The sequence below is a fragment of the Nonomuraea sp. NPDC050478 genome (assembly GCF_044458265.1).
Lineage (GTDB): Bacteria > Actinomycetota > Actinomycetes > Streptosporangiales > Streptosporangiaceae > Nonomuraea > Nonomuraea ferruginea.
Genome location: NZ_JBITHT010000005.1, coordinates 757,444 through 772,166, shown reverse-complemented (window position 1 = coordinate 772,166; position 14,723 = coordinate 757,444). Strand labels below are relative to the sequence as shown.

Below are 14,723 nucleotides of genomic sequence, written 5' to 3'. Positions count from 1 at the left end.
TAACCGGGCCTCACCTGCGGACGGACGCGTGGAGATCGTCCGCGGCCGTGTCACTTCGTCCAGATGGCGGCGTAGCGGCCGCGTTCGGCGTTGATGTGGATGGGGTGGAAACCTTTGGCCTTGAGGTCGTCGAAGCGGCTCTGGTAGCCGGCGGCGGTCATGCCGATGGAGGAGTGCCAGGCGCCGGGGTTGGCCGACCAGACCGCGACATAGCGCGGGGTGTCCGTGGACGGGTGCGCGGTGGGGACCAGGGACACCGTGCACCCGCCGACGCAGGCTTGACTAGACGCACACCTTGTCGTTAGAGATGCATCTAGTCAATTTTGCCCGTGGGTCAGTGCCCGCCGTAGTAACCGGCGAGCGCGGCGAAAGCGGCCTTGGGTTCCCAGGGCAGGCCGGGGTAGGTCTCGCCGGAGCCGTGGTCCAGGACCTTGACCACGCCCCAGCTCCCCAGGTCGAGGTCCTTGCGGGGGTCGGGGCGGTGCGGCAGGCCGTAGCAGACGAAGGTGCAGGCGAAGGCGGCGTCGACGCCCTCCTCGGTGAAGACGTCCAGCAGTTCGCGGAGGTAGGTGGCCTGCTCCTCCTCGTCGCGGACGTAGTCGCCGTTGATCCCCACCGGGATGACGCCGTCGTACTCGATGATCTCCCCGCTGCGGGCGCCGAGGTCGGCCGCGCCGCGGTAGGCGGTGCAGCCGAACTCGGTGATCGCGACCGGCTTGTCCTGGGCGACCAGCGAGCGGATGCCCTGCTGGTAGAGGTGGGCGACCTCCTTCGAGCGGTGGGCGTCCACCGACACGATGTCGAACGGCGTCCAGTCGACGTTCTCCAGGGGGACCGAGGCGTAGGTGACCTTGCCGCCGAACCGCTCGCGCACCACGGACACGGCCTCGCCGAGGAAGTCGTTGACCTGGGCGGACAGCCGGCCCAGCTCCGGCCCCCGGGCGAGGAGGGCGCCCACGCGCTCCTGGATGGTGTCACCGGGCACGAACCCGCGGTTGAACAGGCTCACCTCCGCCCCGGCGACGAACACCACCTCGGCGCCCCCGAGGCGGACCCGCTCGGCGCGCTCGGCCGCGTCGGCGAGCAGGTCGAGGAGCCCTCCCCGGTCGAGGTGATGCGGGAACGGCGAGAACCAGACCTCCAGGCCCAGGCCGGCCGCGTGGTGGGCGGCGAACTCGATCCGGTCCGGCTCGGTGCCGAAGATGCGCACGGCGGTGCAGTGGAGGTCGTCGCGGATGATCTGGAGCTCCCGTTCCATGATCGTCCGGTCGAACGGCCTGTTCTCGACGCCGTCGAGAATGATCCCGGTGTCGTAACCGATGCCCTTGGCTCGCATGCCGGTATGTCCTTTCCCTCGATAGGGTACGCAACGTACCGTAAATTTCTCCCGAGAGTCCAGACATTTCCGGGAATGGGGTACGTGCGGTACCCTATGCGGGTGAGTGCGGCCGGAGAGTCAGCGGCGAAGCCCGCGAGCAGGCGTCGTGGCGCCGAGCTGGAGAGCGCCATCCTGCGCGCGGCCGTGGAGGAGCTCTCCGAGTCGGGCTATCAGGGGCTGACCATGGACCGGGTCGCCCGCCGCGCCGGCACCAACAAGAACGCGATCTACCGCCGCTGGCCCAACCGGGCCGCGCTGGGCGTCGCCGCCTACCAGCGGCTCGCCACGGAGAAGCTGCGGCCGCCGGACACCGGAGCGCTCCGTGACGACGCGCTGGCGCTGCTGCGCCGCGTCAACTGCGACCTGTCCTCGCCGCAGGCCGAGATCCTCCGCGGCCTGCTCGCGGGCGTCGGCGACGAGCCGGAGCTGCTGGCGCGGCTGCACGACGCCGTCGCCGACGGCGGGTCCGGCGTCTGGCTGACGATCGTGGGCCGTGCGGTGGCGCGCGGCGAGGTGCCGCCCGAGGCCCTGCATCCGAGGGTCGTCACCGTGGCCCTCGCGCTGCTGCGCAACGAGTACGTCACGCGAGGGCTCACGACCGTGCCCGACGACGTCCTGGTCGAGATCGTCGACGAGGTCTACCTGCCGCTCCTGCGGAGCCGGGGCCCCGCCTGATGAGGGGCGGCCGCGTCCTCCTAGATGAAGGCCGTGACGCCGGCGTACTCGGCCCGGGGCGCCTGGCCTGTCGTCCGGTATTCGAGGAGCAGCAGGCCGTTCGGCGTCGCCTCGTGATGGGTCAGGCGGAAACCGGACGCGTCGCCGTCACCGGTCAGGAGACGGCGGCCGGTCCTGAGCACCGTGGGGGCGACCACGAGGCGGAGCGTGTCGACCAGGCCGGCCGACAGCAGCGTGTCGCCCAGGCGGGCGCTGCCGTGGATCTGGAGTTCCCGTCCCGGGCGTGACTTTAGCGCGGCGACCGTACGGACCGGGTCACCGGTGAGCACGGTCGTGGGGTCCCAACCGCCCTCGGTGAGGGTGTTCGAGACCACGTACTTCGGCAGCGCGTTCATCCGTCCGGCGAACGGGTCGGCGGGGTCGGTGATCTTCGGCCAGTCGCGCGCGAACGCCTCGTAGGTGCGCCGGCCGAGCAGCAGGCCGTCGGCGAGGTCGAGCCAGTCGGAGGCGCGCCGGACGAACGTCCCGTCGATGTGCGGCACCAGCCAGCCGCCGCGGGTGAAGCCGTCGCTGGTGTCCTCGTCGGGCGAGCCGGGGCCCTGGCTGACGCCGTCGAGCGTGACGAACTCGGTGAGGGTGATCTTCATTGCGGTGCCTCCGTGAAAGCGGCCAGCTGGCCGGCGACGGTGCCCCAGCCGGCGGCGAAGCCGATCTTCTCGTGATGGGCGCGGGACGCCGGGTCGCCGTGCCGGACGAGCATCCGGTAGCGGGTCCCGTCAGGGTGGTCGTCCAGCGTGATCGTGGCCGTCATCGCGACCGGGTCGGGGTTCGCGGGACGCCACGCGCTGGTGATCGCGTTGGTGAACACGATCCGCTCCAGGTCGTCCACGGCGAGGAAGCACGCGTCCAGATGCGGTACGAAAACGGCGCCGTCGTCGCTGAGCCGCGTCACGAACGCCCCGCCGGGCCGTAGGTCCAGGCGGTCCACGCGGCAGCGGGACGGGGCCGGGACCCACCAGCGGGCGAGCTTGGCCGGGTCGGTCCAGGCGCTCCACACGGTCGCGCGCGGGGCCCGGATGATCCGTTCCAGGGCGAGGTCGAGATCGGGGTTCACTGGTCGTCCTCCGTGACGAACCGTTCGAGGCGGTCGGTGCGCTCCTCCCAGACGCGGCGCTGCTCGGCGAGCCAGTCGTCGACGAGGGCGAGCCGCTCGCGGTTGAGCACGCACGTGCGCACCCGGCCGGACTTGACCGTGCGGATGAGCCCGTTCGACTCGAGCGTCCGCACGTGCTTCATGAACGAGGGGAGGGTCATCGGGAACTCGCGGGCGAGGTCGCCGACGCTCGTGGGCCCGTGGCCGAGGCGCCGGACGACGGCACGCCTGGTCGGGTCGGCCAGGGCGACGAAAACGCCGTCCAGTTGTGCCGAATACTGTGCCATGCGGCTAAGTATTGCGGAGGCTGATAGTTAGCGCAAGGGCTAAGTGTTCATCGCGCTCACGAATACCGTTGACGTTTGTTGGTATGGGCACCAAACTAATTCACGAGTTTTGCGCTGTCTGGAAGAGGAGCGTCCATGCCCTACCGCCCCCCACTCGTCGCGCACGAGTACTTCGTCGCCGACCCGCCCGAGCTGCCGGTGCGCGCCCACGGCGAGGGTGGACTGTCCGCGCTGACCGCCGCCGAGCTGGTCGCCGCCGACGGCGCGGGAGTGATGCTGAAGGCCGTCACCACGGCGGAGGAGACCCTGGTCGTGCAGATCGGCGTCGCGGGCGAGGGCGTGATCCGGGTCCGGCTGAGCGAGGACGCCGACGCCCGGCCCCGCTCGGAGCGGGCCATCGCGATGGTGACGCCGGGCTCGTACGCGGGAGCGCGGGCCGAGGTGACGCCGGGGGAGCCGATCGTGATCGACGCCGGCTCGCTGCGGGCCGAGATCAGGCTGGCGCCGTGGCACCTGCGCTTCACCGACGCCACCGGCGCCCCGCTGCTGGAGCAGGACCGGGGGCACACCGACATCAGCGGCCGGCTGCGTACGCTGCCGTTCGGCCGGTCGTCGGCGGGCGGCGCGCACGTGGCCTTCCACGAGAGCTTCGAGGTCGCGCCCGACGAGGCGTTCGCCGGGTTCGGGGAGTCGTTCGCGCCGCTCGACAAGCGCGGCCAGCGGCCCCTGATGTGGAACTTCGACGCCTTCGGCGCCGAGTCGCAGCGCGCGTACAAGAACATCCCGCTGTACGTGTCGAGCAAGGGGTACGGGGTGCTGGTCGACAGCGGCGCGCCCACCGAGTTCGACGTGTGCCAGTCGACGCACAGCGCGGTGCAGATCGTGGTGCCCGACGACGTCATGGACTACTACGTGCTGGCCGGGCCGACCCCGGCCGAGGTGCTGGAGCGCTACAACGGGCTGACCTGCCGGCCGGTGCTGCCGCCGAAGTGGGCGTTCGGCACCTGGATCTCCTCCGGCTTCTGCGTCGACAGCCAGGAGCGGGTGCTGGCCAGGGCGCGCACGATCAGGGAGCGCGGCATCCCGTGCGACGTGCTGCACCTGGACACCTACTGGCAGACCGACGGCCACTGGTCGGACCTGCGCTGGGACCCGGTCAACTTCCCCGAGCCGGAGGCGATGCTGGCGGAGCTGGACGGGATGGGGTTCAAGGTCTGCCTGTGGATGAACCCGTACATCTCCCATCAGAGCCCGGCGTTCCAGGAAGCAGCCGATGCCGGATATTTCCTGAAGAAACCCGATGGTGAGCCGTACGTGGCCGACACCTGGCACGGCTCCTACCCCGCCTGCGGCATCCTCGACCTCACCCACCCCGACGCCGTCCGCTGGTTCCAGGACCGGCTCAGGGCGCTGCTGCACCAGGGCGTGCAGGCGTTCAAGACCGACTTCGCCGAAGGCGTGCCGCACGACGCGGTCGCGGCCAACGGGATGACCGGCACCGACCTGCACAACGTCTACACGCTGCTGTTCAACGACGCCGTCGCCGAGGTCACCAGGGAGGTGCACGGGCACAGCCTGGTGTGGGCGCGCTCGTCGTTCCTCGGCGGGCAGCGGCACAGCGCCCAGTGGAGCGGCGACACCTACACGAGCTACGCCGCGATGGGCAGCACGATCCGGGGCGGGCTGGCGCACGGCCTGTCCGGGGTGCCGTTCTGGAGCCACGACGCGGGCGGCTTCACCGGCAGGCCCAGCGACGACCTGTTCGTCCGGTGGACCCAGTTCGGCGCGCTGTCGCCGCTGCTGCGGCTGCACGGCACCACCAGCAGGGAGCCGTGGGAGTTCCCGGCGGTGGAGGAGCACGCGGTGGCCGCGCTCCGGCTGCGCTACCGGCTGATGCCCTACATCTACTCGGCGGCCGTGGACGCCGCCAGGACGGGCGCCCCGATGATGCGCGCGCTCTGCGTCGACCACCCGGGCGACCCGGTCGCCTGGCAGGCGGACCTGCAGTACCTGCTCGGCCGCGACCTGCTGGTGGCGCCGATGACCTCGCCGGAGGGCGCGCGGGAGGTCTACCTGCCGGAGGGCGAGTGGGTGGACTACTGGACGGGCGAGGTGCACGCCGGCTCCCGCTACGTCCGCGTGGTCAAGCCGCTCGCCGAGCTCCCGCTGTTCGTCCGGTACGGTGCCTTGATCCCTGTCGCCGAGCCGGGGGACACCGTGCGGACGCCGGACCGGATCACGCTGGTCGCCTTCGGGAGCGGCGACCGCCGCATGCGGATCCACGACACCGACGGAGAGACCGCCGTCACGGCCACCCTGGAGGGCGACACGCTGCGCGTGACCGTCACCGGGCCGAAGCGGGTCGCCGCCGTCGAGTTCGCCCCGGTGCCGGGCGCGCCCGGCCGGGCCGTCATCACCCAGGAGGAAATATGATCAAAAAGTCTGGCGTGGCGGCGCTGGCAGCCATGGTGCTGGCCCTCTCGGCCTGCGGTTCCGGCTCGGAGAGCCCGCCCGCGCAGAGCGACGGGCCCCGCGTGCTCAAGCTCTGGCACTACGAGGCCGCCGAGTCCGCCATGGGCAAGGCCTGGGCCGAGGCGATCAAGAAGTTCGAGGCGTCCCACCCGAACGTCAAGGTGGAGTTCGAGGAGAAGAGCTTCGAGCAGATCCAGAAGACGGCGAGCATGGTGCTCAACTCCGACGAGGCGCCCGACCTCATGGAGTACAACAAGGGCAACGCCACCGCCGGCCTGCTGTCCAAGCAGGGCCTGCTCGCCGACCTGAGCGCCGAGGTCACCGGGCGCGGCTGGGACAAGCTGCTGCCGGGCGGCCTGCAGACCACGGCCAAGTACGACGAGCGGGGCGTCATGGGCGCCGGCAAGTGGTACGGCATCCCGAACTACGGCGAGTTCGTCATGGTCTATTACAACAAGGACCTGTTCGAGAAGCACAAGGTCGAGGTGCCGACGACCTTCGAGGAGTTCACCGCCGCGCTCGACACCTTCGTCAAGGCCGGGGTGACCCCGATCGGCACCGCCGGGGCCGAGTATCCAGCGCAGCAGATCTTCTACCAGCTCGCGCTCAGCAAGGCCGACCGGGCCTGGGTGGACGCCTTCCAGGCGTACCAGGGCAAGGTCGACTTCCACGGCCCCCAGTTCACCTACGGCGCGCAGACGTTCGCCGACTGGGTCGGCAAGGGCTACCTCGACAAGAAGTCCTCCGGTATCAAGGCCGAGGACATGGGCGTGTCGTTCATGAAGGGCGAGCACCCGATGATGGTCAGCGGAAGCTGGTGGTACGGCCGGTTCGCCTCGGAGATCAAGGACTTCGAGTGGGGTCACTTCCTGTGGCCCGGGGCCACGATGGCGCCCGGCTCCAGCGGCAACCTCTGGGTCGTGCCGGAGAAGTCCGAGAACAAGGACCTGGCCTACGACTTCATCGACATCACGATGAGCAAGGACATCCAGAACCTGCTGGGCAACTCCGGCGGCGTGCCGGTCGCGGCCGACCCGGCGGCGATCACGGACGCCAAGAGCAAGGAGCTGATCGAGAGCTTCAACACGCTGACCGCCAGGGACGGGCTGGCGTTCTACCCCGACTGGCCGGCGCCGGGCTACTACGACGTCATGGTCGCCGCCACGCAGAACCTCATCAACGGCAGCAAGCAGCCCGCCGCGATGCTGGACGAGCTCGCGCAGCCGTACGAGGACAACCTCGCCGACCTCGGCAACTAGATGCGCGTCCGTAAGAAGGGCTACTGGCTCTACCTGGTGCCGAGCCTGGTGCTGTTCCTGGCCGTCATCGTGGTGCCGTTCCTGATGAACCTGGGCGTGAGCTTCACCCGCTGGTCGGGGGTGGGCACGCCCAGGTGGGTCGGGCTGGAGAACTACGCCCGGTTACTGGAGGACGAGCGGTTCTGGCTGTCCTTCCAGAACAACGTGGCGCTGATCTTCGCGATGGCGATCGTGCCCACGGTGCTCGGCCTGGTCCTGGCGGCGGCGCTGTTCGACTACATCGGCAGGCGGTTCGGCCCGCGCACCGCCTCGGCGCTACGCGCCATGTACTACCTGCCGCAGGTGCTGCCCGTGGCGGTGGCCGGCGTGGTGTGGGGCTGGATGCTGCACCCGTCGTACGGCGCGGTCAACCAGGCGTTCGGCCTGGAGCTCGACTGGCTGGGCGACCCCGACCTGGCGCTGGCCACCGTGATGGCGGTGATGGTGTGGTTCCAGCTCGGCTACCCGGTGGTGATCTTCATGGCGGGGCTGCAGCGGGTGGACCCGGCCTACTACGAGGCGGCCGAGCTGGACGGGGCGTCGTGGTGGCGCAAGGTGTGGCACATCACGATCCCGCAGATCCGGCCGGAGATCTTCGTGGTGCTGCTCACCTGCACGATCGCCGCGCTCAAGGTGTTCGGGCCGATCTTCGTGCTCACTCGCGGTGGGCCCGGCAACGCCACGCTGGTGCCGTCGTACTTCTCGTACCTGAACTTCTTCCAGAAGAGCAACGTCGGGTACGGGTCCGCGATCGCGACCGTGCTGGCCCTGATCATCGTCGTGGTGACGTTCCTGTTCCTGCGGGTGCAGGAGCGTGAGTCATGAGGGGGCCGGGCCGGTGGGCCGTCCTGGCGTCGATGACGGTGGCGGCGCTGGTGATGGTGTTCCCGTTCGCCCTCGTGGCGCTCAACGCGGTCAAGACACCCGAGGAGTACGCGTCGGAGGGGCCGCTCGGGCTGCCCGGCGGGCTCTATCTCCAGGGCATCGTGGACTTCTGGAACCGGGTGGACTTCGGCGAGAAGCTCTGGAACAGCCTGCTCATCAGCGGCTCCGTGGCGGTGCTGGCGGTCGTGCTGTCGGTGCTCAACGCGTACGCGCTCGGCATCGGGCGGGTGCGCGGGCGGCTGTCGATCCTGGTGCTGTTCCTGGTGGCCAACACGCTGCCGCAGGAGGCGCTGGCCTACCCGCTGTACTACCTGGCCAAGGAAGCCGGGTTGTACGACACCAGGCTGTCGATGATCATCATCTTCACCGTGATCCAGGCGGCGTTCGGCACGTACCTGCTCAGCGCGGTGCTCGGCCAGTTCCCGAAGGAGATCCTGGAGGCGGCTGAGATCGACGGGGCCGGCCGGTTCAGGGCGCTGGTCCGGGTCGTGGTGCCGATCAGCCGGCCGACGATCAGCGTCCTGATGATCTTCTTCTTCATCTGGACCTGGAACGAGTTCTTCCTGCCGCTGATCTTCCTCATCTCCAACGACAACCAGACCGTGCCGGTCGCGCTGGGCGTGCTCCAGGGCGAGCGGTACATGGACGCGACCATGTCCAGCGCCTCCGCCCTGCTCGGCATCGTCCCGGCGGTGGCGTTCTTCCTGATCTTCCAGCGCACGCTCACCCGAGGCATCACGGTCGGAGCCGTGAAGTGAGCCTCCCTCCCGAGGAGAACCCCCCATGAAGAAACCGATCCTGATCGTCTTAACCCTGGTCGCGTCGCTGCTCGCGGCACCGGCCGCGGCGCAGGCGGAGTTACCGTTCCGCGACCCGTCGCTGCCGGTGGAGCAGCGGGTCGCCGACCTGCTGGGCCGGCTCACCTTGCAGGAGAAGCTGGGTCTGCTGCACCAGTCGCAGGAGGCCATCCCGCGCCTGGGCGTCCCGTACCACAAGAACGGCACCGAGGCGCTGCACGGCGTCGCCTGGTCCAACGCGCTCGACGACAACTGGAACCAGAAGCTGGCCAAGGGCACCGTGTTCCCGCAGGCGGTCGGCCTGGCCAGCACCTGGGACCCGGAGCTGATCAAGCGGGTCGGCTCGGCCGTCGGCGACGAGGCGCGCGGCTACAACGCGACCGACCCGACGCTGTGGGGCCTGCAGGTCTGGGCGCCGGTGGTGGACCCGCTGCGCGACCCCCGGGCGGGCCGCAACGAGGAGGGCTATTCCGAGGACCCGCTGCTGACCGGCGCCATCGCGACCGCGTACGGCAAGGGCCTGCAGGGCGACGACCCGTTCTACCTGAAGACCGCGCCGGTGCTGAAGCACTACCTGGCCTACAACAACGAGGTGAACCGCAGCCTCACCTCGTCCAACCTGACGCCCAGGCTCAAGCACGAGTACTACGAGCAGGCGTTCAGGTCGGCGATCTCGGCTGACGCCGCGACCGGGGTCATGGCCTCGTACAACCTGGTGAACGGCCGGCCCAACCACGTCAACTCCGACCTGGAGGAGGTCGTCAGGTCCTGGACCGACAAGACGCTCTACAACGTCAGCGACGCCTGGGGCCCGCACGCGCTCACCGACCTGGAGCGGTACTACGACGACAAGGCCGAGGCGTTCGCCGCCGTGCTCAAGTCGGGCCAGGACAGCTTCACCATCGACGGCAGCGACAAGGGCCCGATGGTGCAGCACCTCACCACGGCCCTGGAGCGCGGCCTGATCACCGAGGCCGACGTCGACCGGTCCGTCAGCCGGGCGCTGACCATCCGGTTCCGCCTGGGCCACTTCGACCCGGACGGCGGCCCGTACAAGGGCATCGGCGCGAGCGTGATCGACAGCCCCGCGCACCGCGCGCTCAACCGTGAGACCGCGGCCAAGGCGGCCGTGCTGCTGAAGAACTCCGGCACGCTCCCGCTCAGGTCGCCGAAGTCGGCGGCCGTGGTCGGCCCGCTGGCGGACGAACTCTACAGCGACTGGTACGCGGGCACGATGCCGTACGAGGTCACCCCGCTGGACGGGATCAAGGAGCGGGTCGCCGACGTGACCACCGGGGCGGGCCTGGAGCGCGTCGCGCTCAAGCACGTCGAGTCCGGCAAGTACGTCACGGCCACCGGAACCGGGCCCGACGCCAACGCCGCGCTCGTGGACACCGCGCCGACGCCCGCCTCGCAGTGGGACGTGACCGACTGGGTGAGCGACATCTCGACGCTGCGCAACGCGGGCAACGGCAAGCTGCTCGGCGGCGACTGGCGCTCGCTCGACACCGACGACGACGACCCCAACGGCTGGTACGTGTCGCAGCAGTTCTCGCTGGAGAAGCAGGGCGACGGGACCTTCCTGATCCGGTACGCCGGGTTCGAGGCGGTCGAGGGCTGGTACGCGCTGCCCGACCCGTACGTGACCGTGACCGCCGACGGCGCGCTCGCGCTGGCGCCGAAGGCGGAGGCGGCGAGGTTCGCCAAGGAGGTCGTCTCCGACGGCATCGCCGCGGCGGCCGAGCAGGCCCGGAAGGCCGAGGTCGCGGTCGTGGTCGTCGGCAGCCACCCGTGGGTGCACGGCCGCGAGTTCCACGACCGTGACGACCTGCGGCTGGGCGACGGGCAGAAGCGGCTGATCGAGGCCGTGCGCAAGGCGAACCCGAGGACCGTGGTGGTGCTGGAGACCAGCTATCCCGTGATCGTGGACGCCCCGGCGCTGCTGTGGACCACGCACGCGGGCGCGGAGACCGGGCACGCGGTCGCCGACGTGCTCTTCGGCGAGGTGAACCCGGCCGGGCGGCTCACCCAGACCTGGTATGCCGGTGGCGAGCTGCCGAGCATCCTGGACTACGACCTGGCCAAGACCGGGATGACGTACCTGTACCACGAGGGCCGGCCGCAGTTCGCGTTCGGTCACGGGCTCAGCTACACCACGTTCGGCTACCAGGGGCTGAAGGCGCAGGGCGAGCAGGTGAGCGTCAAGGTCACCAACACCGGCCGCGTGGCGGGCGAGGAGGTCGTGCAGCTCTACACCCACCAGCGGCAGTCCCGCTTCGACCAGCCGGTCAAGCGGTTGCGCGGCTTCCAGCGGATCGCGCTGGCGCCGGGCGAGTCGAAGACGGTGACGTTCCCGCTGAAGAAGTCCGACCTGGCCGTGTGGGACCACACGCGGGACACGTGGGTGGTCGAGGACGCCGCGCACGACGTGCTCGTGGGCTCCGCCTCGGACAAGATCAGGCAGCGTACGACGCTGAAGGTGAGCGGGGAGAAGGTGCCGCCGCGCGACCTGACGAAGCCGACCAGGGCGATGAACTTCGACGACTACGCGGGCGTCACGTTCGCCGACGAGAACAAGGTGCGCGGCGACGTGGTGGCCGGGTCGGACGGCGGCTGGATCTCGTTCACCGACGCCGTCTACGGGGCTGAGCTCAGCGCCGGGGTGGCCTCGGTCGCGGGCGGCTCGATCGAGCTCCGCCGCGGCTCTCCGAAGGGCGCTCTGCTGGCCTCCGTCCAGGTGCCGGCCACGGGCGGGGTGTACGAGTACGCCACGGTCACGGCACGGCTCAAGCCCGGCAAGGGCGACCTGTACGTGCTCTTCAAGGGCGGGATCCGGCTCAGGGATCTGACCCTGGCCCGGTGACGGAGCGTCGGCCCGGCACGGGGAGCATGGCTCCGTGCCGGGCCGACTTATTTGGTTGTGCGTCCAAACTATTGACGGGCCGTTGAGGCGTGTGTGAGCCTCTAATTGCTCATGCGCGAGGGCGCGGCGATGGTCAGGGTCCTGCAACCTGGTCGTGCATGGCGGTCATCTGTTTGTCCTCAGGTGCGCTCTTTCGGCGTGCCAGGAAAGGGAGAGCCGCTCATGCGAAAGGCATTACTCAGCCTGCTCGCGATCACCGCAGTCCTGCTGGCCACAGCAGTGGTGCGGATGACTCCGGTCGCCGCCGTCGCGGCGGACCCGTACACCTACAAGAACGTGCGGATCGACGGCGGCGGGTTCGTGCCCGGCATCGTCTTCAACCCCACGGAGCGCAACCTGATCTACGCCCGCACCGACATCGGCGGCGCGTACCGCTGGAACCAGTCGTCGAAGTCCTGGACGCCGCTGCTCGACTGGGTGGGCTGGGACAAGTGGGGCTGGAACGGCGTGATCAGCCTCGCCACCGACCCCGTGCAGACCAACCGCCTGTACGCGGCCGTCGGCATGTACACCAACGACTGGGACCCGAACAACGGCGCCATCCTGCGCTCCACCGACAAGGGCGCCACCTGGCAGGCCACCCAGCTGCCGTTCAAGCTCGGCGGCAACATGCCCGGCCGAGGCATGGGCGAGGCGCTGTCCGTCGACCCCAACCGCAACAGCGTGCTCTACTTCGGCGCCCCCAACGGCAACGGCCTGTGGCGCAGCACGGACTACGGCGCCACCTGGGCGAAGGTGACGAGCTTCCCCAACCCCGGCAACCACGCCGACGACCCGAGCGACCCCAACGGCTACCAGAGCCACCGCCCCGGCGTCGTCTGGGTGACCTACGACCCGCGCTCGTCCTCCTCGGGCACCGCCACCAGGACCATCTACGTGGGCGTGGCCGACAAGCAGAACACCGTCTACCGCACCACGGACGCAGGGGCCACCTGGCAGCGGGTGGCGGGCCAGCCGACCGGCTACATCGCGCACAAGGGCGTGCTGGACGCCCAGAACGGCCACCTGTTCATCGCCACCAGCGATACCAGCGGCCCGTACGACGGCGCCAAGGGTGACGTGTGGCGGCTCGACACCGCGACAGGCACGTGGACCCAGGTCAGCCCGGTCCCGTCGTCCAGCTCCGACGACTACTTCGGCTACAGCGGCCTCACCCTGGACCGGCAGGACCCCGGCACGCTGATGGTCGCCACCCAGATCTCCTGGTGGCCCGACGTGATCTTCTTCAGGTCGACCGACTCCGGCGCCACCTGGACCCGGGTCTGGGACTGGACCTCGTACCCGAACCGCAGCTTCCGCTACCAGATGAACGTCTCCGAGGTGCCCTGGCTGACCTTCGGCACCAACCCGCAGCCGCCCGAGGTCACGCCCAAGCTCGGCTGGATGACCGAGTCGCTGGAGATCGACCCGTTCGACTCCAACCGGATGATGTACGGGACCGGCGCCACGATCTACGGCACCGAGAACCTCACCCAGTGGGACTCCGGCGGCACGTTCACGATCAAGCCCATGGTGCGCGGGCTGGAGGAGACCGCGGTGCTCGACCTGATCAGCCCGCCCAGCGGCGCCCCGCTGATCAGCGGCCTGGGTGACATCGCCGGGTTCCGGCACACGAACCTGGACGCGGTGCCGCCGATGATGTTCACCTCGCCCAACTTCACCTCCACGACCAGCCTCGACTACGCCGAGCGGAACCCGTCCGTGATGGTGCGGGCCGGCAACTTCACCGACGCCGACCGGCCGAACGACAGCCACGTGGCCTTCTCCACCGACGGCGGCGCCAACTGGTTCCAGGGCGGCGAGCCCGGCGGGATCAACGAGGGCGGCACGGTCGCGGCGGCGGCCGACGGCTCCCGCTTCGTGTGGGCGCCGCGCGGCGTCACCCCGCACTACTCGGTCGGCTTCGGCAACTCCTGGACCCAGGTGCAGGGCCTGCCCACGGGCGCGATCGTCGAGTCCGACCGGGTCAACGCCTCGAAGTTCTACGGGTTCGACGGCGGCCGGTTCTACGCCAGCACGAACGGCGGCGCGTCGTTCACCGCCACCGCCGCTTCCGGGCTGCCCACGACCGGCAAGTTCAAGGCCGTGCCCGGCGTCGAGGGCCACATCTGGCTGGCGGGCGAGGGCGGCCTGTGGCGCTCGACCAACGGCGGCGCGTCCTTCACCAAGGTCTCCGGGATCACCGGCTCGGTGAACGTCGGCTTCGGCAAGGCCGCGCCCGGCGCGAACTACATGGCGATCTTCGCGGTGGCCACGATCGACGGCGTCACCGGCCTCTACCGCTCGGACGACACCGGCGCGAACTGGGTCCGGATCAACGACGACCAGCACCAGTGGGGCAACATGGGCGAGGCGCTCACGGGCGACCCGCGCGTGTACGGCCGCGTCTACCTGGGCACCAACGGCCGCGGCATCATCTACGGCGACCGCACAGGCCCGCCGGTCACCGTGACGCCCACGGTCACGCCGACGGTCACTCCAACTGTCACCCCGACTGTGACCCCCACGGTCACCCCGACCACCGGCACCGGCTGCACGGCCACCTACCAGGCGGGCAACCAGTGGCCCGGCGGCTTCCAGGCCGAGGTCACGGTACGCAACACCGGCAGCTCGGCCATCACCGGCTGGCGGGTGACCTGGACCTGGCCGGGTGACCAGAGGATCAGCCAGCTCTGGAGCGGCTCGCACACCCAGTCGGGCGCGAACGTGAGCGTGACCAACGCCGGCTACAACGGCAACCTGGCGCCGAACGCGGCCACGTCGTTCGGCTTCAACGGCAGCCAGACCAGCGCCGGCTCCACGCCGGCCCTCACCTGCACGCCCGTCTAGCCTGAGGGCGCCCCTCCGGGGGCGCC

The 14,723-nt window shown here is 70.0% G+C and carries 12 protein-coding genes; 7 read left to right on the top strand and 5 right to left on the bottom strand.

Features of this window, described 5'->3' with window-relative positions; translation table 11 throughout:
- Window positions 1–50: 50 nt before the first annotated feature.
- Both ACIBF7_RS28410 and ACIBF7_RS28405 read right to left on the bottom strand, forming a co-directional pair.
- A complete protein-coding gene (locus ACIBF7_RS28410; protein WP_271278650.1) occupies window positions 51–257 on the bottom strand; it encodes a hypothetical protein in 207 nt (68 codons plus the stop codon).
- A gap of 77 nt (window positions 258–334) precedes the next feature.
- Entirely contained in the window at window positions 335–1,336 is a 1,002-nt protein-coding gene (locus ACIBF7_RS28405; RefSeq protein ID WP_397198532.1) for a hypothetical protein, read from the bottom strand.
- Between the two features lie 102 nt (window positions 1,337–1,438).
- Here ACIBF7_RS28405 and ACIBF7_RS28400 point away from each other — a divergent pair, with 102 nt between their 5' ends.
- Window positions 1,439–2,053 carry a TetR/AcrR family transcriptional regulator gene (locus ACIBF7_RS28400; RefSeq protein ID WP_397198531.1) on the top strand — a complete coding sequence of 205 codons (615 nt, stop codon included), beginning with the start codon at window positions 1,439–1,441 and terminating at the stop codon, window positions 2,051–2,053.
- 20 nt (window positions 2,054–2,073) lie between these two features.
- Here ACIBF7_RS28400 and ACIBF7_RS28395 read toward each other — a convergent pair whose 3' ends face one another.
- Genes ACIBF7_RS28395 through ACIBF7_RS28385 form a run of 3 tightly spaced genes read right to left on the bottom strand, consistent with a single transcriptional unit; the run spans window position 2,074 to window position 3,493 of the window.
- A complete protein-coding gene (locus ACIBF7_RS28395; RefSeq protein WP_397198530.1) occupies window positions 2,074–2,700 on the bottom strand; it encodes a dihydrofolate reductase family protein in 627 nt (208 codons plus the stop codon).
- Complete coding sequence (locus ACIBF7_RS28390; RefSeq protein WP_364225460.1) at window positions 2,697–3,167, bottom strand: SRPBCC domain-containing protein; 471 nt, start codon at window positions 3,165–3,167, stop codon at window positions 2,697–2,699. The genes ACIBF7_RS28395 and ACIBF7_RS28390 overlap by 4 nt, the downstream gene beginning before the upstream one ends.
- Complete coding sequence (locus tag ACIBF7_RS28385; RefSeq protein WP_148036966.1) at window positions 3,164–3,493, bottom strand: helix-turn-helix transcriptional regulator; 330 nt, start codon at window positions 3,491–3,493, stop codon at window positions 3,164–3,166. Before ACIBF7_RS28385 ends, ACIBF7_RS28390 begins: the two co-directional genes overlap by 4 nt.
- A gap of 135 nt (window positions 3,494–3,628) precedes the next feature.
- Here ACIBF7_RS28385 and ACIBF7_RS28380 point away from each other — a divergent pair, with 135 nt between their 5' ends.
- From ACIBF7_RS28380 to ACIBF7_RS28355, 6 genes are all read left to right on the top strand, one after another.
- The gene (locus tag ACIBF7_RS28380) at window positions 3,629–5,926 is read left to right on the top strand and encodes a TIM-barrel domain-containing protein (RefSeq protein WP_397198529.1); all 2,298 of its coding nucleotides are present in this window, start codon (window positions 3,629–3,631) and stop codon (window positions 5,924–5,926) included.
- Entirely contained in the window at window positions 5,923–7,224 is a 1,302-nt protein-coding gene (locus tag ACIBF7_RS28375; RefSeq protein WP_148036968.1) for an ABC transporter substrate-binding protein, read from the top strand. The genes ACIBF7_RS28380 and ACIBF7_RS28375 overlap by 4 nt, the downstream gene beginning before the upstream one ends.
- Window positions 7,225–8,088, top strand: coding sequence for a carbohydrate ABC transporter permease (locus ACIBF7_RS28370; protein ID WP_148036969.1), 864 nt, complete (start codon window positions 7,225–7,227; stop codon window positions 8,086–8,088).
- Window positions 8,085–8,906, top strand: a complete 822-nt coding sequence (locus tag ACIBF7_RS28365) for a carbohydrate ABC transporter permease (protein ID WP_148036970.1) — start codon at window positions 8,085–8,087, stop codon at window positions 8,904–8,906. The genes ACIBF7_RS28370 and ACIBF7_RS28365 overlap by 4 nt, the downstream gene beginning before the upstream one ends.
- Window positions 8,907–8,931: 25 nt before the next feature.
- Window positions 8,932–11,808, top strand: coding sequence for a glycoside hydrolase family 3 C-terminal domain-containing protein (locus ACIBF7_RS28360; protein ID WP_397198528.1), 2,877 nt, complete (start codon window positions 8,932–8,934; stop codon window positions 11,806–11,808).
- A gap of 222 nt (window positions 11,809–12,030) precedes the next feature.
- Window positions 12,031–14,697, top strand: coding sequence for a cellulose binding domain-containing protein (locus tag ACIBF7_RS28355; RefSeq protein ID WP_397198527.1), 2,667 nt, complete (start codon window positions 12,031–12,033; stop codon window positions 14,695–14,697).
- Window positions 14,698–14,723: the final 26 nt, after the last annotated feature.